The 20,350-nt window shown below is 60.3% G+C and carries 20 protein-coding genes; 4 read left to right on the top strand and 16 right to left on the bottom strand.

The window, feature by feature from the left end; translation table 11 throughout:
• Positions 1–14: 14 nt before the first annotated feature.
• Positions 15–296, bottom strand: coding sequence for a hypothetical protein (locus tag ACYAS9_RS00280; RefSeq protein WP_463566343.1), 282 nt, complete (start codon positions 294–296; stop codon positions 15–17).
• 334 nt (positions 297–630) lie between these two features.
• Positions 631–1,158: a hypothetical protein gene (locus tag ACYAS9_RS00275; RefSeq protein WP_463566342.1), complete on the bottom strand. Its 528-nt coding sequence runs from the start codon at positions 1,156–1,158 to the stop codon at positions 631–633.
• 1,152 nt (positions 1,159–2,310) lie between these two features.
• Here ACYAS9_RS00275 and ACYAS9_RS00270 point away from each other — a divergent pair.
• Positions 2,311–2,937, top strand: coding sequence for a response regulator transcription factor (locus tag ACYAS9_RS00270; RefSeq protein WP_295470960.1), 627 nt, complete (start codon positions 2,311–2,313; stop codon positions 2,935–2,937).
• 20 nt (positions 2,938–2,957) lie between these two features.
• On the opposite strand, the gene ACYAS9_RS00265 is transcribed toward ACYAS9_RS00270, so the two are convergent.
• The 4 genes from ACYAS9_RS00265 to metG form a co-directional block, all read right to left on the bottom strand.
• On the bottom strand, positions 2,958–3,137 hold the full coding sequence (locus ACYAS9_RS00265) for a PA3496 family putative envelope integrity protein (protein WP_459749453.1): 180 nt from the start codon (positions 3,135–3,137) through the stop codon (positions 2,958–2,960).
• A 107-nt stretch (positions 3,138–3,244) separates the two neighbouring features.
• Entirely contained in the window at positions 3,245–3,883 is a 639-nt protein-coding gene (nth, locus tag ACYAS9_RS00260; RefSeq protein WP_463566341.1) for an endonuclease III, read from the bottom strand.
• Positions 3,884–3,926: 43 nt separating this feature from the next.
• Positions 3,927–4,916, bottom strand: a complete 990-nt coding sequence (gene rsxB, locus ACYAS9_RS00255; protein ID WP_463566340.1) for an electron transport complex subunit RsxB — start codon at positions 4,914–4,916, stop codon at positions 3,927–3,929.
• Between the two features lie 103 nt (positions 4,917–5,019).
• Positions 5,020–7,062, bottom strand: a complete 2,043-nt coding sequence (gene metG / locus ACYAS9_RS00250; RefSeq protein WP_463566339.1) for a methionine--tRNA ligase — start codon at positions 7,060–7,062, stop codon at positions 5,020–5,022.
• Positions 7,063–7,239: 177 nt separating this feature from the next.
• Between metG and apbC the strand changes: the two genes are divergently transcribed.
• Positions 7,240–8,334 carry an iron-sulfur cluster carrier protein ApbC gene (gene apbC, locus ACYAS9_RS00245; protein ID WP_463566338.1) on the top strand — a complete coding sequence of 365 codons (1,095 nt, stop codon included), beginning with the start codon at positions 7,240–7,242 and terminating at the stop codon, positions 8,332–8,334.
• Positions 8,335–8,446: 112 nt separating this feature from the next.
• Here apbC and ACYAS9_RS00240 read toward each other — a convergent pair whose 3' ends face one another.
• A complete protein-coding gene (locus ACYAS9_RS00240) occupies positions 8,447–8,656 on the bottom strand; it encodes a cold-shock protein (RefSeq protein WP_463566337.1) in 210 nt (69 codons plus the stop codon).
• Positions 8,657–8,959: 303 nt separating this feature from the next.
• Between ACYAS9_RS00240 and dcd the strand changes: the two genes are divergently transcribed.
• Together dcd and ACYAS9_RS00230 are read left to right on the top strand one after the other, a co-directional pair.
• Positions 8,960–9,526, top strand: a complete 567-nt coding sequence (gene dcd, locus ACYAS9_RS00235) for a dCTP deaminase (RefSeq protein ID WP_463566336.1) — start codon at positions 8,960–8,962, stop codon at positions 9,524–9,526.
• 118 nt (positions 9,527–9,644) lie between these two features.
• Positions 9,645–9,848, top strand: coding sequence for a hypothetical protein (locus tag ACYAS9_RS00230; RefSeq protein WP_463566335.1), 204 nt, complete (start codon positions 9,645–9,647; stop codon positions 9,846–9,848).
• Positions 9,849–9,862: 14 nt separating this feature from the next.
• Here the strand turns inward: ACYAS9_RS00230 and pdeM are convergent, their stop codons facing one another.
• The 9 genes from pdeM to ACYAS9_RS00185 all read right to left on the bottom strand — a co-directional run bounded on the left by pdeM (position 9,863) and on the right by ACYAS9_RS00185 (position 20,342).
• The gene (gene pdeM / locus ACYAS9_RS00225; protein WP_463566334.1) at positions 9,863–10,522 is read right to left on the bottom strand and encodes a ligase-associated DNA damage response endonuclease PdeM; all 660 of its coding nucleotides are present in this window, start codon (positions 10,520–10,522) and stop codon (positions 9,863–9,865) included.
• Positions 10,519–13,011: a ligase-associated DNA damage response DEXH box helicase gene (locus ACYAS9_RS00220; protein WP_463566333.1), complete on the bottom strand. Its 2,493-nt coding sequence runs from the start codon at positions 13,009–13,011 to the stop codon at positions 10,519–10,521. The genes pdeM and ACYAS9_RS00220 overlap by 4 nt, the downstream gene beginning before the upstream one ends.
• Positions 13,012–13,086: 75 nt before the next feature.
• Entirely contained in the window at positions 13,087–13,851 is a 765-nt protein-coding gene (locus ACYAS9_RS00215; RefSeq protein WP_463566332.1) for an ABC transporter ATP-binding protein, read from the bottom strand.
• A 7-nt stretch (positions 13,852–13,858) separates the two neighbouring features.
• Positions 13,859–14,971 carry a succinylglutamate desuccinylase/aspartoacylase family protein gene (locus ACYAS9_RS00210; protein ID WP_463566331.1) on the bottom strand — a complete coding sequence of 371 codons (1,113 nt, stop codon included), beginning with the start codon at positions 14,969–14,971 and terminating at the stop codon, positions 13,859–13,861.
• Positions 14,972–14,982: 11 nt separating this feature from the next.
• The gene (locus ACYAS9_RS00205; protein ID WP_463566330.1) at positions 14,983–15,693 is read right to left on the bottom strand and encodes an ABC transporter permease; all 711 of its coding nucleotides are present in this window, start codon (positions 15,691–15,693) and stop codon (positions 14,983–14,985) included.
• On the bottom strand, positions 15,690–16,418 hold the full coding sequence (locus tag ACYAS9_RS00200; protein WP_463566329.1) for an ABC transporter permease: 729 nt from the start codon (positions 16,416–16,418) through the stop codon (positions 15,690–15,692). The genes ACYAS9_RS00205 and ACYAS9_RS00200 overlap by 4 nt, the downstream gene beginning before the upstream one ends.
• Before the next feature lie 98 nt (positions 16,419–16,516).
• Positions 16,517–17,299 carry a transporter substrate-binding domain-containing protein gene (locus ACYAS9_RS00195; RefSeq protein ID WP_463566328.1) on the bottom strand — a complete coding sequence of 261 codons (783 nt, stop codon included), beginning with the start codon at positions 17,297–17,299 and terminating at the stop codon, positions 16,517–16,519.
• Positions 17,300–17,592: 293 nt separating this feature from the next.
• Positions 17,593–19,305, bottom strand: a complete 1,713-nt coding sequence (locus ACYAS9_RS00190; RefSeq protein ID WP_463566327.1) for an ATP-dependent DNA ligase — start codon at positions 19,303–19,305, stop codon at positions 17,593–17,595.
• The gene (locus tag ACYAS9_RS00185) at positions 19,302–20,342 is read right to left on the bottom strand and encodes a ligase-associated DNA damage response exonuclease (RefSeq protein WP_463566326.1); all 1,041 of its coding nucleotides are present in this window, start codon (positions 20,340–20,342) and stop codon (positions 19,302–19,304) included. The genes ACYAS9_RS00190 and ACYAS9_RS00185 overlap by 4 nt, the downstream gene beginning before the upstream one ends.
• Positions 20,343–20,350: the final 8 nt, after the last annotated feature.

Below are 20,350 nucleotides of genomic sequence, written 5' to 3'. Positions count from 1 at the left end.
CCGGCATGACCGCCTCATGCCTTTATGCGGGGTCTGCCAGCCTTGCGTTGCACCGGTGGGCAGGCCTTGTAGGCAGGCGACTCCTCTTGCAGCGTCGGCACGCACTGTCGCGCAGCTTTCGGAATAAAAACCAGCAAGTCTTCAATCCCCATGCTATGGCGCTTTAACAGCGTCAGCAGTTTTTGTTCAAAGGCCAGGTCTCTGGAAAGTTGCTCGCTGTGTTTGAGCGATTCAAGCCGTTCCTGACAAGCCTTCAAGGCCTGTTCCAGCTTTCTGTATTCGTTCAGTATGGACATGATATTTCCATCTATATGATTGTGTCGGGTCGATTCGAAAAGTGTCGAGTCGATGAGGTACAGGAATGCGCATGTATCCTCCTTTATGTGGGGGTACCAATAACGTTAGTCGCTTTTGTCAGCAAACGCTTCGGACGGCCTCATGCTGGCTATGCGCTTCACTATTGCGCAATTCATTCTGGGTAAATGAATTTTTTCAGAAGCTTACTTGCTGTGAAGATGAATGATCTGTGTTCTGTAGATGATTCCTACATGAACTAAGGGTGTTCTCCTGCCATGTTGCACAGTTTGCATCCGACGCCCGGTGTGCCCGTGCCTGTGTGCGGTGTTCTGTTCAGGGCGTATCGCCTTGCTTCTGCTGCTTGAACTCGAACCGATAGGCCTTGCCGATATTCCAGACCTGGCGAATGCTCAGCCCCAGCGCCTGCGCAATTTCAGGCACCGTGTAACCCAGGCTGGAGTAATGCATGGCGTGCCCGGCGAGCACGTCATCGACGTCGAGCGCCTCGTGCCTGGCGGCGTTCCGGTTCTCTCTGACCGGCCGGCTGAAGTTGATCGTGATGCCATGTTTCAGTGCCAGTTGGCGAATGTCCTTCTTGTTCATGCGCAAGGAATACTGCAACGATGAAACCCCGGCACCTTTATTGGCCAGTGATTTGAGCAGTGCCAGCCGCGCCTGCAGGTCAAGTTCAGGTTCGCGTGCCGCCTGTTCCTTGTCGCTCATCCCCGTCGTCTGCTCTGCTGATTCACCGTCGGCAATGACGGCAATGACACCGCCCTGGGCAACGAACTCTTCTACCGCAGCCGTCAGGTCCATCGGGGTTGACGATGTTGAAGTCGAGCGTGAAGATTTGTTGTTCATGGTCTATTCCTTTTTGAACATGGTTATACACACGGCCATTCAAAAAGAATTGTCAGGCCCGGTCGGCCATGACAAAGGGAAGGGTGCAGTTGATTGGCCATGTTTATGTTGATCGAATCCGTTCGACGCTGCTGATAAGCGGCGCCCACTTAAAAGACAGTACGCCATGGCGTCATTATAATGGCCTGCCTCGCCCGGTCACTTACCCGGTAAGTGGGGTGCACCCGTATCTAGTAAGAGTCGTTGTTAAAAAAGTAACGACTGGTAATAAGATTTGCAAGTGAAAATTGGAAGGCTACATAAATACACTTATTCGTGTGGTAACTGTCTTACTTATTTTATTGCAACGTCTGTTAGTGCTGTAGTCCATTTCCTCTTTCGCATTTCGGGTCTGGATTCTGCGTCGGAGATGGTATTAGCTTCTTGGCGACTGAGCCCTGCATGGGTGTAAGACCTGTCCCCGAGTGACGTGACACCGGGCACGGCGTCAGCCAGATCGGACAAAGTCTTGTAAGGTATTTCTGAATATTTTGTGGTCTGACTCCCAAAATAGATATATGTACGAAATCGGTGTCAGGTTACGTGTAGTTTTAAACGGCAAGCTGGCATTTGGCCTTGCGTTAACGACGCTGCGGGCATCTGCAGGATTGTTGAATGCCGTTCGGCACGTGCTTCGCGTGTCGGAGTAAGAAGCATGGCAACCTTGGCGTAAGCTGCGACGCCAGTGTGCCCGGAAGGTGGGCCGCAGAGGGTTGGCTCCACAGTAATGGCACTTTGCTGGATGATATTTTGTTCATCGGCCTCCTGCCCGACAAAGATCTGCATGAGTGTCATGAAGATTGTCTGTTCATGAAGCACCTGCGTGAGTTCGGGCTCTTAGTGCAGGGACGCACAATAAGGCTTGTCAAGCCTGGAACAAACGGCTCTATCACGGCGTTCCGGAAAACAATCACTCCACCGGATTTTGAAGGGATAACTTGTGACGAACATTGACGACTCGTCAGTTGTGGCGAGATTTGTAGGAAAGTTCTGCGCTAAGTGTGGGAATGGTCTTTGGCTGTCGGTCTCAAGGGGGGCGCGTCATGCAAAGCACTAAACGACTAGGCTATTGTGCTGACTCTGAAAATTCGAATAGCAAAAATTGGACTGCCCATGAATAAAGTGCTGATCGTGGATGATCATCCTGTCATTCGCCTTGCCGTACGCATGCTGATGGAGCGCCATGGTTATGAGGTGATTGCGGAGACCGACAACGGCGTCGATGCACTGCAACTGGCCCGTGAGCACTTGCCGGATATCGTGATTCTCGATATCGGCATTCCCAAACTCGACGGCCTTGAGGTCATTGCCCGCCTTTCGGCCATGGCCCTGCCTTTCAAGGTGCTGATTCTCACTTCCCAGGCGCCTGGGCATTTCTCCATGCGTTGCATGCAGGCGGGCGCTGCAGGGTATGTGTGCAAGCAGCAGGATCTCACCGAGTTGCTGAGCGCGATCAAGGCCGTGCTTTCCGGGTACAGCTACTTTCCCAATCAGGCTTTGCATACGGTGCGTTCGAGCATGGGCAACGCCAGTGAAGCGGATATGGTCGATCGCTTGTCAGGACGGGAAATGATGGTTCTGCAGCAGCTGGCCCGGGGCAAGACCAACAAGGAAATAGCCGACAGCATGTTCCTGAGCAACAAGACGGTCAGCACCTACAAGACCCGTCTGCTGCTCAAGCTCAATGCACATTCGCTGGTCGACCTGATCGAGCTGGCACAGCGCAACGGGCTGGTCTGAGGGGGATTGCGGGCAAGGTCCTAGATGTCGAAATCGTAGTCGGCCAGCTCCTTTTGCAGGCGCCGTTCTTCAAGCATGTTATCAATGGTGCGGCGTTTGCTCAGATTGGTCTTGGCGGGCTCGACGGAAGGGGTTTCGCTGTCGTCCGCATCGACCACGAAATCATCTTCCACGTCCAATTGCTCTTTGCCGGTACTCATGCAATTTGACTCCAGGCTTAGGCTGTCATTGGCGCCCCTTATATCGCCAATCCCCAGGCGGGTAAAAAAGATTTTTTCAATCATCGGGGCCTGGATGAATCTATTACTCAATCGTCGGAAGTCTTTTCCTTGTAGTCGCACAGGTCTTCGATACGGCAACTGCCGCAGCGAGGCTTGCGTGCCTGGCATACGTAGCGACCATGCAGGATCAGCCAGTGATGGGCATCGAGCAGGTAATTTTTCGGCACAAACTTCATCAACTGCTTTTCCACCTCGACCACATTCTTGCCAGGCGCAATGCCGGTGCGATTGCTGACGCGGAAGATGTGGGTGTCCACGGCCATGGCGATCTGCCGGAATGCGGTATTGAGCACCACGTTGGCGGTCTTGCGGCCTACGCCCGGAAGCGCTTCCAGGGCTTCTCGCGTTTGCGGCACTTCACTGTTGTGCCGCTCGATGAGCAGGCGGCAGGCTTCGATGACATTGCGCGCCTTGCTGTTATACAAGCCAATGGTCTTGATGTAGGCAGACAGCCCGTCAACACCCAGCGCGTAAATCGCCTCGGGCGTATTGGCCACCGGAAACAGCCTGGCGGTGGCCTTGTTGACGCTGACATCGGTGGCCTGGGCAGACAGGGTCACGGCAACCAGTAACTCGAAAGGCGTGGTATAGGCCAGTTCGGTTTTCGGGTCCGGATTGTCCTCGTGGAGCCTGCGAAAGATCTCCTGGCGTTTGGCGGCATTCATGGTCGGTTGGGTCCTGATGAGGCCTTCGAATGGGCCCTTGTGGCTAACTGGGTTGTTCGGCGGCACGCAGCGCCTGTTCGGCGTCATGCACCTGGGTATGCAAGGCGTGCAGTTGCTCGGCAGCGGCGCCAGCCGTTTGTGCCTTGCTGAGGCTGGCGCGGGCCATGGCTAACTGGATTTTGGCGCGCTTGAGCTGCGCTGTAGCGGTTTTTGGCTGCGCGGCAGTCTGAGGGCCGGGCTGGGGCGGGCTCGCAGGCTCCAGCCCTTGCAGCGCCTGTTCCGCCGCATCGACCTGGCCCTTGAGCTGGGCCAGGCGCATGGCCTGTTCGCGAATAGGCGGATGACCAAAAGCCTTGAGCGATTTATTCAACTGCGCCTGAAGCATATTCAAGGTAATCCTGGCCTGTTTCAGCGCCTGGTCTTCTGTGCTTGTCTCAACCTGTACCGGCTCTGGCGCCTGCGTGCGCGGGGTGCGAGTCAAGCGTTGTTCGCGCTCGCGCTGCAGTCGGGCTTCGCGCCGCTGGTAACGCAACCGGGCGAGGTTGCGCTTGTGGGTACGGGCCTGAAGCTGGCCGGCATCCAGGGCCAGGTCGCCGACCATTTGCACGACCTTGCCCGGCTGCGCTGCGCCGTGCAGCGGAAGTGGCAACATGTCGATGCAGTCCACCGGGCAGGGTGCGACACACAGGTCACAGCCCGTGCATTCGTCGACCAGAACGGTGTGCATCCATTTGGCTGCGCCAACGATTGCATCGACAGGGCAGGCCTGAATGCACTTGGTGCAGCCGATGCACTCGGCCTCGCGGATAAACGCCACTTGCGCAGGCGCCGCGCCGCGGGTTGTATCCAGTGGCAAAGCCTGGGTATTGAGCAGTCGCGCCAGGCCTGCCAGGGTTTCTTCGCCGCCAGGCGGGCATTTATTGATTGCCTCACCCTTGGCGATGCCTTCGGCGTAGGGCATGCAGCCGGGGTGGCCGCATTTGCCGCATTGGGTCTGAGGCAGCAGGGCGTCGATGCGTTGAATCAGGTTCATGCTGGTATCCACCCATGCTAACGGGACAACCTGGCGGGGCGGCGCACAGGCAAAGGCCCGATAACCGCTGGCGAAAGCGGTTATCGGGCCCCCCGATCAGGTATTACTTGATGCGTTGACCGGGCTTGGCACCGCTGTCCGGGCTAAGCAGGTAGATTTCTTCACCGCCAGGGCCGGCTGCCATGACCATGCCTTCCGAGATGCCGAAGCGCATTTTGCGCGCTTTCAGGTTGGCGATCATCATGGTCAGGCGGCCTTCGAGCAGGCTCGGGTCCGGGTAAGCGCTCTTGATGCCGGAGAACACGTTGCGTTGTTCGTCGCCGATATCCAGGGTCAGGCGCAACAGCTTGTCGGCACCTTCAACAGGTTCGGCCTTGACGATCAGCGCCACGCGCAGGTCGACAGCGGCGAAGGCATCAAACTCGATTTCCGGAGACAGCGGGTCCTTGGCCAGTTCGCCATTGCCTTTGGGCGCTTGCTCTGCATTGCTGGCGGCCAGGTCTTCCCTGGACGCTGCAACCATGGCCTCGATCTTGGCCGGGTCGATACGGGTCATCAGCGCCGAGAACGGATTGAGCTGATGGTTGCCCAGCAGGGTCAGGTGATCGTTCCAGGTCAGCGGCGCCACATTGAGGAACTGCTCGGCGTCGCTGGCCAGGTTCGGCAGCACCGGCTTGAGGAAAATCACCAGTTGGCGGAACAGGTTGATGCCCAGTGCGCAGATGGCCTGAACCTCATCCTGCTTGCCTTCCTGCTTGGCCAGTGACCACGGCGCCTTGTCGGCAATAAAGGCATTGGCGCGGTCGGCCAGGGCCATGATTTCGCGCATTGCACGGGAGAAGTCGCGGGCCTCGTAGGCCTCGGCGATGCTCGGTGCAGCGGCCTGGAACGCTTCGGTCAGTTCCGGTGCGGCGTTGCTCTCGACCAGAACGCCGGCATTGCCCTTGTGAATGAAGCCGGCGCAACGGCTGGCAATGTTCACCAGTTTGCCGATCAGGTCGGAGTTGACCTTCTGCACGAAGTCATCAAGGTTCAGGTCCAGATCGTCGACGCCACGGCCCAGCTTGGAGGCGTAGTAGTAGCGCAGGTATTCCGGCGACAGATGATCCAGGTAGGTGCGCGCCTTGATGAAGGTGCCGCGCGACTTGGACATCTTCTGGCCGTTGACGGTCAGGTAGCCGTGTACGTTGATGGCAGTCGGCTTGCGCAGGCCTGCGCCTTCCAGCATCGCGGGCCAGAACAGGGCGTGGAAGTTGACGATGTCCTTGCCGATGAAGTGGTACAGCTCGGTGCTGGAATCCTTGTTCCAGTACGCATCGAAGTCCAGTTCCGGGCGGCGGGCGCACAGGTTCTTGAAGCTGGCCATGTAGCCGATCGGCGCATCCAGCCACACATAGAAATATTTGCCGGGCTCGTCCGGGATCTCGAAGCCGAAATACGGCGCGTCACGTGAGATGTCCCACTGCTGCAAGCCGCTGTCGAGCCATTCGGCCAGCTTGTTGGCCACCGCTTCCTGCAGCGTGCCGCTACGGGTCCACTGCTGGAGCATGTCCTGGAAGGCGGGCAGGTCGAAGAAGAAGTGCTTGGAATCCTTGAGCACCGGCGTGGCGCCGGAGATCGCCGATTTCGGGTCCTTCAGCTCGGTCGGTGCGTAAGTGGCACCGCATTTTTCGCAGTTGTCGCCGTACTGGTCCTCGGCGCTGCATTTCGGGCAGGTGCCCTTGATGAAGCGGTCGGCGAGGAACATTTTCTTGTCCGGGTCGAAATACTGGGTGACCGAACGGGTGGCGATATGACCTGCATCGCGCAGGCGGGTGTAGATCAGGCTCGACAGCTCGCGGTTTTCATCGCAGTGCGTCGAGTGAAAATTGTCGAAGTCGACCAGAAAGTCGGCAAAGTCGGCGCTGTGCTCGGCCTTGACGTTGTCGATCAGTTGCTCGGGAGTAATGCCTTCCTTTTCGGCGCGCAGCATGATGGCCGAGCCGTGGGCGTCGTCCGCGCAGACATAGGTGCACTGGTTGCCGCGGTGCTTCTGGTAGCGCACCCACATGTCGGTCTGGATGTACTCGAGCATGTGGCCAAGGTGGATGGAACCATTGGCATAGGGCAGGGCGCTGGTAACGAGAATCTTGCGTGGCTCGGACATGGGGCTCGGCTACTTGAAGTCAAACGAAGACCGGCCACTATAAAGGTGTGGGGATTTTTTTTCACCCCGTGCGCACGTAGGAAACGGCCCGGATTTGCAGTGAAAGCATGGCGCCGCCTGCCATAACGGGTAGGATAGCCGCCTGTTTTACTCAAGTTTCTATATCGGAGCCAGTCCATGAGCGCAGTGACCCGCGCAGCGGTGGAGACAATTCTTCGCCAGTACACCGACCCTTATCTTAATCAGGACCCGGTCAGCGCCGGTTGCGTGCAGGCCATCGATATCGATGCGGGCAACGTCAGCGTGCAGATCGAGCTGGGCTATGCCGCAGGCTTGTTCAGCAAGGGCTGGGCGCAGGTGCTGCAGACCGCCATCGAAGGTCTGGATGGCGTGACCTCTGCCAATGTGCGCATCGACAGCCGGATTCAGGCGCACAAGGCGCAAAGCCAGATTCCGGGCCTGGCCAATGTAAAGAACATTGTCGCGGTAGCCTCGGGCAAGGGTGGCGTCGGCAAGTCGACCACCGCCGCCAACCTGGCGCTGGCGCTGGCCCGTGAAGGGGCGAGGGTCGGTATTCTCGACGCCGATATCTATGGTCCAAGCCAGGGCATCATGTTCGGCATTGCCGAAGGTACCCGGCCCAAGGTCAAGGATCAGAAGTGGTTTGTGCCCATCGAGGCGCATGGTGTCGAAGTCATGTCGATGGCCTTTCTGACCGATGACAACACGCCGATGGTCTGGCGTGGGCCGATGGTGTCCGGCGCCTTGCTGCAACTGGTGACCCAGACCGCCTGGAACGACCTCGACTACCTGATCATCGACATGCCACCGGGCACCGGCGACATCCAGCTGACCCTGGCGCAGAAAGTCCCGGTGGCCGGTTCCGTGATCGTTACCACGCCACAGGACCTGGCGTTGCTGGACGCCAGGAAAGGCGTAGAGATGTTCCGCAAGGTCAATATCCCGGTGCTGGGCGTGGTCGAAAACATGGCCGTGCACATCTGCTCCAATTGCGGCCATGCCGAGCATTTGTTCGGCGAAGGTGGCGGCGAGAAGCTCGCCAGCCAGTACGACGTCGAACTGCTGGCCTCGCTGCCGCTATCGATCCTGATTCGCGAACAGGCCGACGGCGGTAAGCCTACGGTCATCGCCGAGCCGCAAAGCCAGATCGCCATGGTCTACCAGGAGCTGGCCCGTCAGGTCGGTGCGCGCATTGTGCTGCAAGAGGCGGCCAGCCCGGCGCTGCCGACCATTTCGGTCAGTGATGATTGAAAGGTCTCAGGGCCGGCCATAGTGGTCGGCCCTTGCTAGCTGGCAAGACCTTTTCGCAGGCAATAAAAAACCCCGCTCGAGAGCGGGGTTTTTTGAAGCGAATCAGCGCAAATTAAGCTACTTGCACTTCTTCAGCCTGCATGCCTTTCTGGCCGCGGGTAGCGACGAAAGTAACTTGCTGGCCTTCTTTCAGGGTTTTGAAGCCGTCGATCTGGATGGCTTTGAAGTGCACGAACAGATCTTCGCCAGATTGTGGAGTGATGAAGCCGAAGCCTTTTTCATCGTTGAACCACTTGACGGTACCAGTTTGGCGATTGGACATGATGCATCTCCTTGGACAAAGTTAACTGCGGATCAGGAAACACCCCGACCGAGACTGAGTGCAAAGAGCTGGAAATTCATGGTGATGGTGATCGGATTCAACATCTTGTAGAGATTCTCAGTGACACAAGCAACACAGTGGCGCCACCTTAACCGTTTTTCCGGAAAGTGCCAATGGGCAGGTGAGGATTATTTGCATTAGCCACCTTTGCCCGTCGGACAGCGCCGCGTGGCCTTTGTAGGAGGCGCCTCGGCCCGGTAAGATGCCCGCATATTTTTCACCTCGTTATTTCAGGACACCGCCATGAGCATCAAATCGGACAAGTGGATTCGCCGCATGGCGCAAGAGCACGGCATGATCGAACCTTTCGTCGAGCGCCAGATGCGTGGCGAAGGCGCTGAACGCCTGATCTCCTTTGGCGTCTCCAGCTACGGTTACGATGTGCGTTGCGCCGACGAATTCAAGATCTTCACCAACATCAACTCGGCGACCGTCGATCCGAAAAACTTCGATGCCAACAGCTTCGTCGACGTTAAAAGCGATGTCTGCATCATCCCGCCAAACTCCTTCGCCCTGGCCCGCACCGTCGAGTACTTCCGCATTCCGCGCAACGTACTGACTATCTGCCTGGGCAAGAGCACCTACGCGCGCTGCGGCATCATCGTCAACGTCACGCCGCTGGAGCCGGAATGGGAAGGCCATGTGACCCTGGAGTTCTCCAATACCACCACGTTGCCGGCCAAGATCTACGCCAACGAGGGCGTCGCACAGATGCTTTTCCTTGAGTCCGATGAAGAGTGCGAAGTGTCTTACAAGGACCGTGGCGGCAAGTACCAGGGGCAACGTGGCGTGACCCTGCCACGCGCTTAAGGGCGTCCTTAACACAGATTTCATGAACGGGTGATTGAATTTATGCCCGGATCGGCACTCTACTGGGTGACTGTTCTTCCCCGCCAGCGGTGAGGGAACCAACGTTCAGGAGTGCCCCATGAAAATCGATTCGAAACATGCTGGACAGCGAGTTGTGCCCCTCAACGAGATCGGGCTGCTGGCCTGGTCGCTGATGGCTGACCAGCACTTGAATATGGTGGGTGGCGGCATTCCAGGCCAACCCACGCCTGATACGCCGCAGCCCATCGAACCCGGTGAGCCGACCCTGCCTGACAAGCCGCCGCCTGCGCCTGTTGTCTGACGCTTGCCCGCGCTTTATCCGCGTAACGCCCAGACCGCGCCATCGCCACTGACATACAGGCGCTGGTCCGGCTGCGGCCGCACGCTGTAGCCCCCGGTGAATTCTCCGAATGCCGGTACCAGGCTGACCTTTTCACCCAGTACAAAGCACGGCAAGCGCAGGCTTTGCCGACCGCGCCCGTGCAGGGTAAACACCGGATGCACATGGCCGGCCAGCACATGGTGAGTCGGGTGCGGGTCAGGCTCATGCTGCAAGGCAAACGGGCCCAGCAACAAGGGCGCATCCACCACATCGATGCTCAGATAATCCGGCGGGTCACCAGCGCGATCGTCATGGTTGCCGCGGATCAGAGTGATCGACAGTCCGGCATTCTGCGCCCGCCATTCGGCCAGTGCTGCCAGGGTTGTCGGGGCGTGGGATTGCGGCGCGTGTAGAAAGTCGCCGAGAACTATCAGCCGTTCGCTCGGGTAGCGTGCGAGCAACCGATCGATGCGTTCAAGGTTGCCGCGCGTGGTGCCATGCGGCACCGGTTGGCCCAGGCGGCGATAGGCAGCCGCCTTGCCAAAATGCACATCGCCCATCAGCAATGTTTTCGCCGAGGGGTAATACAGCGCCTTGTCAGCCAGCAGCCACAAGGTCTCGCCAGCCAGTTGCACTTCAAGTTCAGGGCTCATGCGTCCACCTGCGGACCGGCGGCTTTTTCCAGATCGCGCACCATGCGCGCAATACGGTCGGCGAGTTTCTCGCTGCTGAGGCTTTCGCGCAGGCGCTCGACCAGTAGCGGAAATGCCAGTGGCGTGGCGCGCTTGAGAGCATGCAGGTCCAGCGGCAAGCGGCCCAGGCGCTGCAAGGTGTCCTGCAGGCGCTGATAATCCAGCTCCAGACTCAGCACTTCATCGTGGGCCTGGCCCAGCAGGCGGTTGTCGGGGTCGTACTGCTTGAACACCTCAAAGAACAGACCGCTCGAGGCCTGTAACTGGCGAATGCTTTTGCCGGCGCCCGGATAGCCTGCAAACACCAGCCCGCCGATTCTGGCGATCTCGCGAAAGCGCCTTTGGGCCAGTTCACTGGCATTCAGGCTGGCCATGATGTCCTCGGCCAGATGCGCCTCGTCGAACAGCCCGCCTTCATGCAGCAGCGCGTGCCAGTCCAGCTCGCTGCTGCTGAGCAGTTCCAGGCCGTAATCGTTGACCGCCATCGAAAAGGTCAGCGGCTGGCGCCGGCTCAGCCGCCAGGCCAGCAGGCTGGCCAGCCCCAGGTGCACATGGCGCCCGGCGAAAGGGTAAAGAAACAGGTGCCAGCCTTCGCGCGACTTCAAGGTTTCTGCCAGTAGCCGGTCACGTTGCGGCAACGCCGACCACTGCTCTTGGAGCGCCAGCAGCGGTTTGACCGCCTGCATGGCGGGGCTGGCGAACACGCCATGGGCGGCGGCGTCGAATTGGTCCACCACCGCCTCGGCCAGTTCGCTGGACAGCGGCATGCGCCCGCCATTCCAGCGCGGCACGGCCGCTTTCTTGCCGGTGGCGCGCTTGACATAGGCGGTCATGTCCTCGACCCGCACCAGCTCCAGCAGGCGACCGCCAAACAGAAAATGGTCGCCGGGCCTGAGCCTGGCGATAAAGCCTTCTTCGACCGTGCCCAGCGAGCCGCCGCCTTTTTTCCAGTACTTCACGGTGATGCTGGCGTCACTGACGATGGTGCCGATGCTCATGCGGTGCCGGCGCGCCAGGCGTGCATCCGGCACCCGCCAGATGCCGTGCTCGTCCGGTTCGACGCGGCGATAATCGGGGTAGGCGGTCAGCGAGTGGCCGCCGCTACGCACAAAGGCCAGCGCCCATTGCCAGTGCGCCTCGTCGAGATTGCGATAGGCCCAGGCACCGCGCACCTCATCGAACAGTTCGTCGGGCTTGAAACCGCCGCCCAGCGCCATGCTGACCAGATGCTGGACCAGCACATCCAGCGGCTGATGCGGTGAGTGCCGCGCCTCGATCATGCGCGCGGCCACCGCCACCTGCGCGGCGGCCGCTTCGACCAGTTCCAGGCTGTGCGTCGGCACCAGCGTGACCCGCGAGGCCCGTCCCGGCGCATGGCCTGAACGCCCGGCGCGTTGCATCAGCCGCGCCACGCCCTTGGGCGAGCCAATCTGCAACACCCGCTCGACCGGCAGAAAATCCACGCCCAGGTCCAGGCTTGAAGTACACACCACGGCCTTGAGCTGGCCGTCCTTTAGCGCCCGTTCGACCCAGTCGCGCACCTCGCGCGACAGCGAGCCGTGGTGCAGGGCAATCAGCCCGGCCCAGTCGGGGCGGGCGCCAAGAATGGCCTGATACCACAGCTCCGATTGCGCGCGGGTGTTGGTGAACAACAGGCAACTGTTGCTGCTGTCGACCTCGGCGACTACTTGCTTGAGCATGCTCAGGCCCATGTGCCCGGCCCACGGAAAGCGCTCTATCGTTGCCGGTAACAGCGTGTCGACCTGCAAGTCCTTGATCACCTTGCCCTGCACCGTGACGCCGCCGCTACCGTCACTGTCATCGCCACCGAGCAGCACCTGCCGGGCATGTTCCTGATTGCCCAGTGTGGCGGAAATACCCCACACGATCAGTTGCGGATTCCAGCGCCGCAGGCGTGCCAGCGCCAGTTGCAATTGCACGCCGCGCTTGTTGCCGAGCAGCTCATGCCATTCATCCACCACGACCATTTGCAGGTTGCCCAGCGCGCTTTGCGCGTCGGCACGGGCCAGCAGCAGGGTCAGGCTTTCAGGTGTGGTGACCAGCGCCGAAGGCAGGCGCCGGCCCTGGCGTGCTCGCTCGCTGCTGGAGGTGTCGCCGGTGCGCAAACCCACCGACCAGGCGATTTCCATTTCGACCAGAGGCGCTTGCAGCGAGCGTTGCGTGTCGGCGGCCAGGGCGCGCATCGGCGTGATCCAGATCACCGTCAGCGGCGCGCTCTTGTCTTTGCCTTTGGGTGGTTTGTCAGGTACGCGGACAAATTTATTCAGTGCCGCCAGCCACACTGCATAGGTCTTGCCGGACCCGGTGCTGGCATGCAGCAGCCCCGACTCACCGCGTTTGACCGCCGCCCATACCTGTTTCTGGAACGGGAAGGGCGTCCAGCCCAGCGAGTCAAACCACGCTCGGGCGATGTCGGGATGTTTGCTCATGCGCGACGGCACGTTCCTGAAGGGGCTCAAGATACGGACCGCAGCACAAGGCCATTGTTTTTCTTGTGGGAAGCCTTATTTCAGATTGCCGCTCAAAAACTGCTGCAAGCGCTCGCTTTGCGGATTATTCAGCACTTCATCCGGGTGCCCCGCTTCCTCGATCAGGCCCTTGTGCAGGAACACCACCTGGGTGGCGACCTTGCGCGCAAAGCCCATCTCGTGGGTGACCAGAATCATCGTGCGGCCTTCCTCGGCCAGGCCCTGGATCACCTTGAGCACTTCGCCGACCAGTTCAGGGTCAAGCGCCGAGGTCGGTTCATCGAACAGCATGATGTCCGGCTCCATCGCCAGGGCGCGGGCAATGGCCACCCGTTGCTGCTGGCCGCCGGACAGAAACGCCGGGTACTGCTCGGCGACGCGTTCGGGCAGGCCGACCTTTTCCAGGTACTTGCGCGCCCGTGCCTCGGCTTCAGCCTTGGGCACGCCCAGCACCCGGCGCGGGGCCATGGTGATGTTTTCCAGCACCGTCATGTGCGCCCACAGGTTGAAGTGCTGGAACACCATGGCCAGCCGGGTGCGCAGGCGTTGCAGCTCTTGCGGGTCGGCGACGCGCATGCCGTCCTTGTCCTGGACCATGCGGATCTGCTTGTCGTCCAGGCTCATGGCGCCGTCGTTGGGTTGTTCAAGAAAGTTGATGCAACGCAAAAACGTGCTTTTGCCCGAGCCGCTGGCGCCGATCAGGCAGATCACATCACCGCTTTTTGCCTTGAGCGAAACGCCCTTGAGCACGTGGTTGTCGCCGTAGCTTTTGTGCAGGCCATCGATGGTCAGTTTGTACATAAAGTCCTCAAGGAGAAAGCAGGTAGCCATCGCGACAGACCTGGGTGCCGGCGACGTGGGCGATGACCATGCCGGCCGTCGCCATGCGCCGCAGGGAGCGGGCATACAGCAAGCCGGCTTGCGGGGCGCGGACCTGGGTCACGGTATCGCTGATCGGGTCGATGATGTCGGCAAGCAACTGGCCGGCCTCGACGTATTCGCCGGGCATTGCGCAGAACACCAGCAGTCCGCCCACCGGCGTCGCCACCGGTTCCACGGCTGCCAGCGGCGTGGCGGGGTAAAGTAGTTCGGGCGGCTCGGTGTGTTCGCCGTCGATGGCGCCAAAATTGATCAGGTACAGAATGATCGCCTGACAGTCGCGGCTGGCCACGGCATGGCTGACATCGGCCTGGCCGCGCAGCTCCAGGGTCACCGAGAAGCTGCCCATCGGCACGCGCGCGCCAAAGCGTTGCTGCAACTGCCACCAGACCAGCGTGAAGCATTCGTCGAACGACTGACCGCCCGAGTCGGTGGCGAGCATATTGGCGTGCGAGCCCAGGTAGCGCGCCAGATTCTCGACCTGCGGCCAGGCTTCGGGCGTGGTGTACAAGTGCTCGACCGATTCGAAATCGCAGTGCAGGTCGAGCACCATGTCGGCGTCGCAGGCCAGGCGCTGCAAGGTCAGGCGCTGGGACTGCAATTGCGTGGCGGCACTCTGTTCAAGCAACGCTTGGCGCAGGTACGTGCGAATCAGCCGGGCATTGTCTTGCACATCGTCGGTCAGCAGGTCTTGGACGGCATCGCCGACCTGTTCAGCGAGGTCGACGAAGTGGCGGTTGAAGTTCTGTCCGCTTTCGAGTTCGTAGCGGCCCAGCGGCGTGTCCATCAGCACTTGTTCAAGGCCGGCCGGATTGGCCACCGGTACCACCACGATCTCGCCCTTGAGCTTGCCCGCACGTTCCAGCTCGTCCAGGCGCTGCTTGAGGTACCACGCCACCAGCATGCCCGGCAGTTCGTCGGCATGCAGAGAGGCCTGGATATAGACCTTGCAGGCGCCGTTGTCCGGGCCGTAATGAAAGCTGTGAATCTGCCGCGCCGTGCCCGGCACCGGCGACAGCAGGTCATGAGTCAAATGCCGCATGGTGGACCTTCCTAGTGAGCCGGGCCGAGAAAGGCCAGCCAGCGCCGTTCGGCCAGGCGAAACAGCCCGACCAGAATGAAAGTGACACTCAGGTACAGCAAGGCAGCGATGCCGAACGACTGAAAGGTCATGAAGGTCGCCGAGTTGGCGTCCCGCGCCACCTTGAGAATGTCCGGCACGGTGGCGGTAAAGGCCACGGTGGTGGAATGCAGCATCAGGATCACTTCGTTGCTGTAGTACGGCAGCGAACGGCGCAGCACCGACGGCATGATCACATGGGCATACAGCTTCCAGCCGCTCAGGCCATAGGCCTTGGCCGCCTCGATTTCACCGTGCGCCATGCTGCGAATCGCGCCTGCAAAAATCTCTGTGGTGTAGGCACAGGTGTTGAGCGTAAAGGCCAGCAGCGTGCAGTTCATCGCATCGCGAAAGAACGCATCGAGCAGCGGTTGTTCGCGCACCGCGGCGATGCTGTAGATGCCGGTGTAGCAAATCAGCAACTGGATATACAGCGGCGTGCCGCGAAACACATAGGTGTAGAACTGCACCGGCCAGCGCAACCAGCGACTGTCCGAGACCCGTGCGATAGACAACGGAATCGAGACACAGAAGCCGATGGCGATCGAGGCGCTGAGCAGCCACATCGTCATGGCCAGACCGGTGATGTGCACGCCGTCGCTATAGAGGAAGGGGCGCCAGTATTCCTGCAGCAACTCGATCATCGCTTGGCCTCCCGGCTGCCAGCGGCGTAATGCCGTTCCGCCCAACGCAGGGCGATATTGGAGGCGCTGGTGATCATCAGGTAGATGAAAGCGGCCACCACCAGGAAGTAGAACAGTTGATAGGTGCTCTTGCCGGCGTCCTGCGAAGCCTTGACCAGATCGGCCAGACCGATGATCGACACCAGCGCGGTGGCCTTGAGCAGCACCTGCCAGTTATTGCCGATGCCCGGCAGGGCAAAGCGCATCATCTGCGGGAACACCACATAACGAAACCGCTGGCTGCGCTTGAGGCCATAGGCAACCGCCGCCTCGACCTGACCGCGCGGCACCGACAGGATCGCGCCACGAAAGGTCTCGGTGAAATACGCCCCATAGATAAAGCCCAGGGTAATCACACCGGCGCTGAACGGGTCGATCTCGATGTAATCCCAGCCCATGGCATCGGTGAACAGGCTCAGCCAGGTCTGCAGGCTGTAGAAAATCAACAGCATCAGCACCAGGTCCGGCACACCGCGGATCAGGGTGGTGTAGATCTGTGCCGGCACGCGCAGCAAGGCGCTGCCCGACAGTTTGGCGCTGGCGCCGATCAGCCCGAGCACGATGCTCAGCAGCAGCGACAGCACTGAAAGCTTGATGGTCATCCAGGTGCCTTCAAGCAACAGCGGGCCAAAGCCCCTGAGGCTGAAAGCCGAGAGTCCCAGAGTGGTCAGTAATGTCTCGAACATGGATAAAACCTTCAGCGGTCAGCAACAAAAACGCCCATCGAAAACGGCGGCGGATCATAGCCGAAATCGATGGGCGGGCTCCCTTTATCGGGGGCTATTTATTTACCGCTGTACAGGTTCAGGTCGCCGAAGTGTTTTTTCTGGATTTCGGCGTAGGTGCCATCAGCGTGTAACGCTTTGATACCTTTGTTCAGGAGTTCCTTGAGCTCAGTGTTACCTTTGGCGATACCGATGGCGGTCTTGGCAGGCAGCAGTTCGCTGTCGACCGGCTCGCTGACTTCGTAGTCGGCGCCCTTTGGCGACTTCAGAAAGCCCAGCTCGGCTTGCAGCATGTCCTGGATCGAAGCGTCCAGACGGCCCGAGGTCAGGTCGGAGTAAACCTGGTCCTGGTTCTGGTAGGCCTTGGTCACCACGCCGGCCTTGTCCAGCACGGCCTTGGCGTAGGCTTCCTGAATGGTGCCTTGCTCGTAACCGACGGTCTTGCCCTTGAGGGTGGCCAGATCGGTGCTCAGGCCTGCACCCTTTTTGAACACCAGCGAGGTCGGGCCGGAGAACAGTTCATCGGAGAAATCGATGACTTTTTCGCGGGCCGGGGTCACGGTCATCGACGAAATCACGCCGTCGAACTTGCGTGCCTTAAGGCCTGGAATCATGCCGTCGAAATCGCTTTCGACCCATTTGCAGGTGACTTTCAGTTCCTTGCAGATCGCATTGCCCAGATCGATATCGAAGCCTTGCAGGCTGCCGTCGGCAGCCTTGGACTCGAACGGTGCATAAGATGGATCGACGCCAAAACGCAGTTCCTTGTATTCCTTGGCCATCGCGCTACCAGCAGCGACACACAGAGCCAGCGCAGACAGGGTCAACCATGCTTTTTTCATGCTCAGTTCCTAAAACCAGAATAAGGCGCAGCAGCCTGGAAGACTGCTACCGGCGGATGCCAGACAGCTAACGGATAGCAATTTCTGAACCAACGAACAAAACGTGCGTTTGAAATATAAGCCCGTGTCGCAATTATGTCTGTTTGCCATCTTCGAGGCACACACAACCGTAGCGGCGGCTTTGACCGCGAATCGCTGCGAATGACCACGCAGGCTCGCAGCTAAAGCCGCTCCTGCGGCGCTGGTGTGATTCAAAATGATGCAGTGCCTGTTTCTTGCATTGTTTTGGGGCGCTAGCCTAGCAAGTCCTGCAAGGTCGCCAGGCTGTCCGCTTCATCCACCGGCTTGTCATGCCGCCAGCGCAGCATTCTCGGAAAGCGCACGGCAATGCCGCTCTTGTGCCGCTTCGACAGGGCAATGCCTTCAAAGCCCAGTTCGAATACCAGGGTCGGGGTGACGCTGCGCACCGGGCCGAACTTCTCAACGGTGGTCTTGCGAATGATGGCGTCAACCTTGCGCATCTCTTCATCGGTCAGCCCGGAATAGGCCTTGGCGAACGGCACCAGCGTGCGCTCACGGGCGCCGGGCGGGCCGTCCCACACCGCAAAGGTGTAGTCGCTGTACAAACTGGCGCGCCGGCCGTGGCCGCGCTGGGCATAGATCAACACGGCATCGACACTGAACGGGTCGAGTTTCCATTTCCACCACACGCCCATGTCCTTGGTGCGGCCGACGCCATACAACGATTCGCGGGCCTTGAGCATCATGCCTTCCACGCCCAGGCTGCGCGCCGCTTCACGCTGGCGGGCGAGGTCTTGCCAGTCTGCACCGGTGATCACGGGGGAGGGCAGCAGCACCGGGCTGTGACTGGCCTCGATAACTTGTTCCAATTGAGTGCGGCGCTCGTGTTGCGCACGGCTGCGCCAGTCATGGCCCTGCCATTCCAGCAGGTCGTAGGCGAGCATCACGACGGGTGCATCGCCCAGGATCTTCTTGCCCAGCGTCTTGCGCCCGATGCGTTGCTGCAACAGGGCAAACGGCTGAACCCATGGCGCCGTGCTTTCAGTACTCAGGGCAAAGTCATTCAGGGCAGAGTCGGCTTCGCTTGAAGGTTCGATATCCGGGGCCTTCCACACCACGATCTCGCCGTCGATCACCGTACCGTCGGGCAGGCACTGGGCCAGGCTGTGCAATTCCGGAAAGCGCTCGGTGACCAGTTCTTCACCCCGCGACCAGACCCACAAGCGGCCCTCGCGCTTGACCACCTGGGCACGAATGCCGTCCCACTTCCACTCCACTTGCCAGTCTTGTGCCGGGCCAATCAGCGCCTCGAACTGCTCCACCGGCTGTTGCAGGGCATGGGCGAGAAAAAACGGGTAAGGCTGGCCACCGCGCTGGGCATGTTCGTCGTCCGATTCAGGCGCGATCAGTTTCAGATAAGACGCCGCCGTCGGGCGGTGCGAAAGATCGGTGTAACCCACCAGTCGCTGGGCGACGCGCTTGCTGTCCAGCCCGGCCATGGCCGCCAGGGCGCGGGTGACCAGCAGTTTGGACACGCCGACACGAAAGCTGCCGGTGATCAGCTTGATGCACACCATCAGGCTGCTGCGATCCAGTTGCGCCCACAGTGCCGGCAAGCGTTCGGCCAGCACCTCGGGCGCGAGACCGCGCAGCGGCAGCAACTTGTCTTGCAGCCATACCGCCAGACCTTCATCGCTGTTGTGTTCGGCATGCGGGAGCAAGAGCGACAGGGTTTCTGCCAGATCGCCGACCGCCTGGTAGCTTTCTTCGAACAGCCAGGCCGGCAGGCCGCTCAACTCGGTGGCCTGCTCACGCAGTACTCGGCTGGGCACCAGTTGCCGTGGCCGGCCACCGGCCAGGAAAAACACTGCCCACGCTGCATCGTCTGGCGCCGCCTGGTAAAAATAGTCGTGCATCGCCGCCAGCTTGGCGTTGCTGGAGGTGGTGGCGTCCAGCCGGGCATAGAGTTCGGCAAAGGCTTTCATGCGGTTTGCTCAGGCGTGGGTTGCTCGGCTTCAGGCGCCGTGGTGCTGTCTTCTTCGTCGCCGTATTCGGTTTCAAAGCCTTGGGCATCCAGGCCGAGTTCGCGCAGGTAGCGCACCAGAATCGCCACCGAACCGTGGGTGACCATCACCCGCTCGGCGCCGGTCTGTTCGATGGCCCACAACAGGCCCGGCCAGTCGGCGTGATCGGACAGCACAAAACCGCGATCCACGCCGCGGCGCCTGCGGGTGCCGCGCAGCATCATCCAGCCACTGGCAAAGGCATCGCTGTACTCGCCAAAGCGTTTCATCCAGGTACTGCCACCGGCCGAGGGCGGGGCGATGATCAACGCCTGGCGCAGCGCGGGGTCGGTCTTCTTGAAGTCGCCGGCGTACTGGGTTTCGGGAATGCGGATGCCGCCATCGCGGTATACCCGGTTCAGCGGCTCGACCGAGCCATGCGCCAGAATCGGGCCGATGCCGGCGTCAATGCCATGCAGAATCCGCTGCGCCTTGCCGAAGGCATACGCGAACAACACGCTGGCCTTGCCTTGCGCGGCATTGCTGCGCCACCAGTCGTTGATGCCGGCGAAAATCTGCGCCTGCGGTGTCCAGCGATAAATCGGCAGGCCGAAGGTCGACTCGGTAATAAAGGTGTGGCAGCGCACCGGCTCGAATGCCTCGCAGGTGCCGTCGGGCTCGACCTTGTAATCGCCGGACGCGACCCAGACCTCGCCCTCATATTCCAGGCGTACTTGCGCCGAGCCCAGCACGTGCCCGGCCGGGTGCAGGCTGATGGTCACGCCGTTATGCGTCACGGCTTCGCCGTAGGCCAGGGTTTGCAGGTTGATGTCCTGCCCCAGCCGCCAGCGCAGAATGCCTTCGCCACTGGCCGCCGCCAGATAATGGCCGCTGCCGGTGCGCGCATGGTCACCGTGCCCGTGGGTGATCACGGCACGCGCCACCGGTCGCCACGGATCGATATAAAAATCTCCGGGCGGACAATACAAACCTTCAGGACGTGCAACGACAAGATCCATGGGATTAC

It is taken from the genome of Pseudomonas sp. HP_08, assembly GCF_055284095.1.
This window is presented reverse-complemented; position numbering and strand designations above follow the sequence as displayed.

What these genes read in the sequence shown, in the direction of transcription:
- ACYAS9_RS00205 (WP_463566330.1), bottom strand. Translation starts at nt 15,693, where the DNA reads ATGATCGAGTTGCTGCAGGAATACTGGCGCCCCTTCCTCTATAGCGAC.
- rsxB (WP_463566340.1), bottom strand. Translation starts at nt 4,916, where the DNA reads ATGAACCTGATTCAACGCATCGACGCCCTGCTGCCTCAGACCCAATGC.
- ACYAS9_RS00275 (WP_463566342.1), bottom strand. Translation starts at nt 1,158, where the DNA reads ATGAACAACAAATCTTCACGCTCGACTTCAACATCGTCAACCCCGATG.
- ACYAS9_RS00270 (WP_295470960.1), top strand. Translation starts at nt 2,311, where the DNA reads ATGAATAAAGTGCTGATCGTGGATGATCATCCTGTCATTCGCCTTGCC.
- ACYAS9_RS00240 (WP_463566337.1), bottom strand. Translation starts at nt 8,656, where the DNA reads ATGTCCAATCGCCAAACTGGTACCGTCAAGTGGTTCAACGATGAAAAA.
- pdeM (WP_463566334.1), bottom strand. Translation starts at nt 10,522, where the DNA reads ATGAGCCCTGAACTTGAAGTGCAACTGGCTGGCGAGACCTTGTGGCTG.
- metG (WP_463566339.1), bottom strand. Translation starts at nt 7,062, where the DNA reads ATGTCCGAGCCACGCAAGATTCTCGTTACCAGCGCCCTGCCCTATGCC.
- ACYAS9_RS00190 (WP_463566327.1), bottom strand. Translation starts at nt 19,305, where the DNA reads ATGAAAGCCTTTGCCGAACTCTATGCCCGGCTGGACGCCACCACCTCC.
- ACYAS9_RS00265 (WP_459749453.1), bottom strand. Translation starts at nt 3,137, where the DNA reads ATGAGTACCGGCAAAGAGCAATTGGACGTGGAAGATGATTTCGTGGTC.
- dcd (WP_463566336.1), top strand. Translation starts at nt 8,960, where the DNA reads ATGAGCATCAAATCGGACAAGTGGATTCGCCGCATGGCGCAAGAGCAC.
- ACYAS9_RS00185 (WP_463566326.1), bottom strand. Translation starts at nt 20,342, where the DNA reads ATGGATCTTGTCGTTGCACGTCCTGAAGGTTTGTATTGTCCGCCCGGA.
- ACYAS9_RS00200 (WP_463566329.1), bottom strand. Translation starts at nt 16,418, where the DNA reads ATGTTCGAGACATTACTGACCACTCTGGGACTCTCGGCTTTCAGCCTC.
- ACYAS9_RS00220 (WP_463566333.1), bottom strand. Translation starts at nt 13,011, where the DNA reads ATGAGCAAACATCCCGACATCGCCCGAGCGTGGTTTGACTCGCTGGGC.
- ACYAS9_RS00230 (WP_463566335.1), top strand. Translation starts at nt 9,645, where the DNA reads ATGAAAATCGATTCGAAACATGCTGGACAGCGAGTTGTGCCCCTCAAC.
- apbC (WP_463566338.1), top strand. Translation starts at nt 7,240, where the DNA reads ATGAGCGCAGTGACCCGCGCAGCGGTGGAGACAATTCTTCGCCAGTAC.
- ACYAS9_RS00280 (WP_463566343.1), bottom strand. Translation starts at nt 296, where the DNA reads ATGTCCATACTGAACGAATACAGAAAGCTGGAACAGGCCTTGAAGGCT.
- ACYAS9_RS00210 (WP_463566331.1), bottom strand. Translation starts at nt 14,971, where the DNA reads ATGCGGCATTTGACTCATGACCTGCTGTCGCCGGTGCCGGGCACGGCG.
- ACYAS9_RS00195 (WP_463566328.1), bottom strand. Translation starts at nt 17,299, where the DNA reads ATGAAAAAAGCATGGTTGACCCTGTCTGCGCTGGCTCTGTGTGTCGCT.
- nth (WP_463566341.1), bottom strand. Translation starts at nt 3,883, where the DNA reads ATGAATGCCGCCAAACGCCAGGAGATCTTTCGCAGGCTCCACGAGGAC.
- ACYAS9_RS00215 (WP_463566332.1), bottom strand. Translation starts at nt 13,851, where the DNA reads ATGTACAAACTGACCATCGATGGCCTGCACAAAAGCTACGGCGACAAC.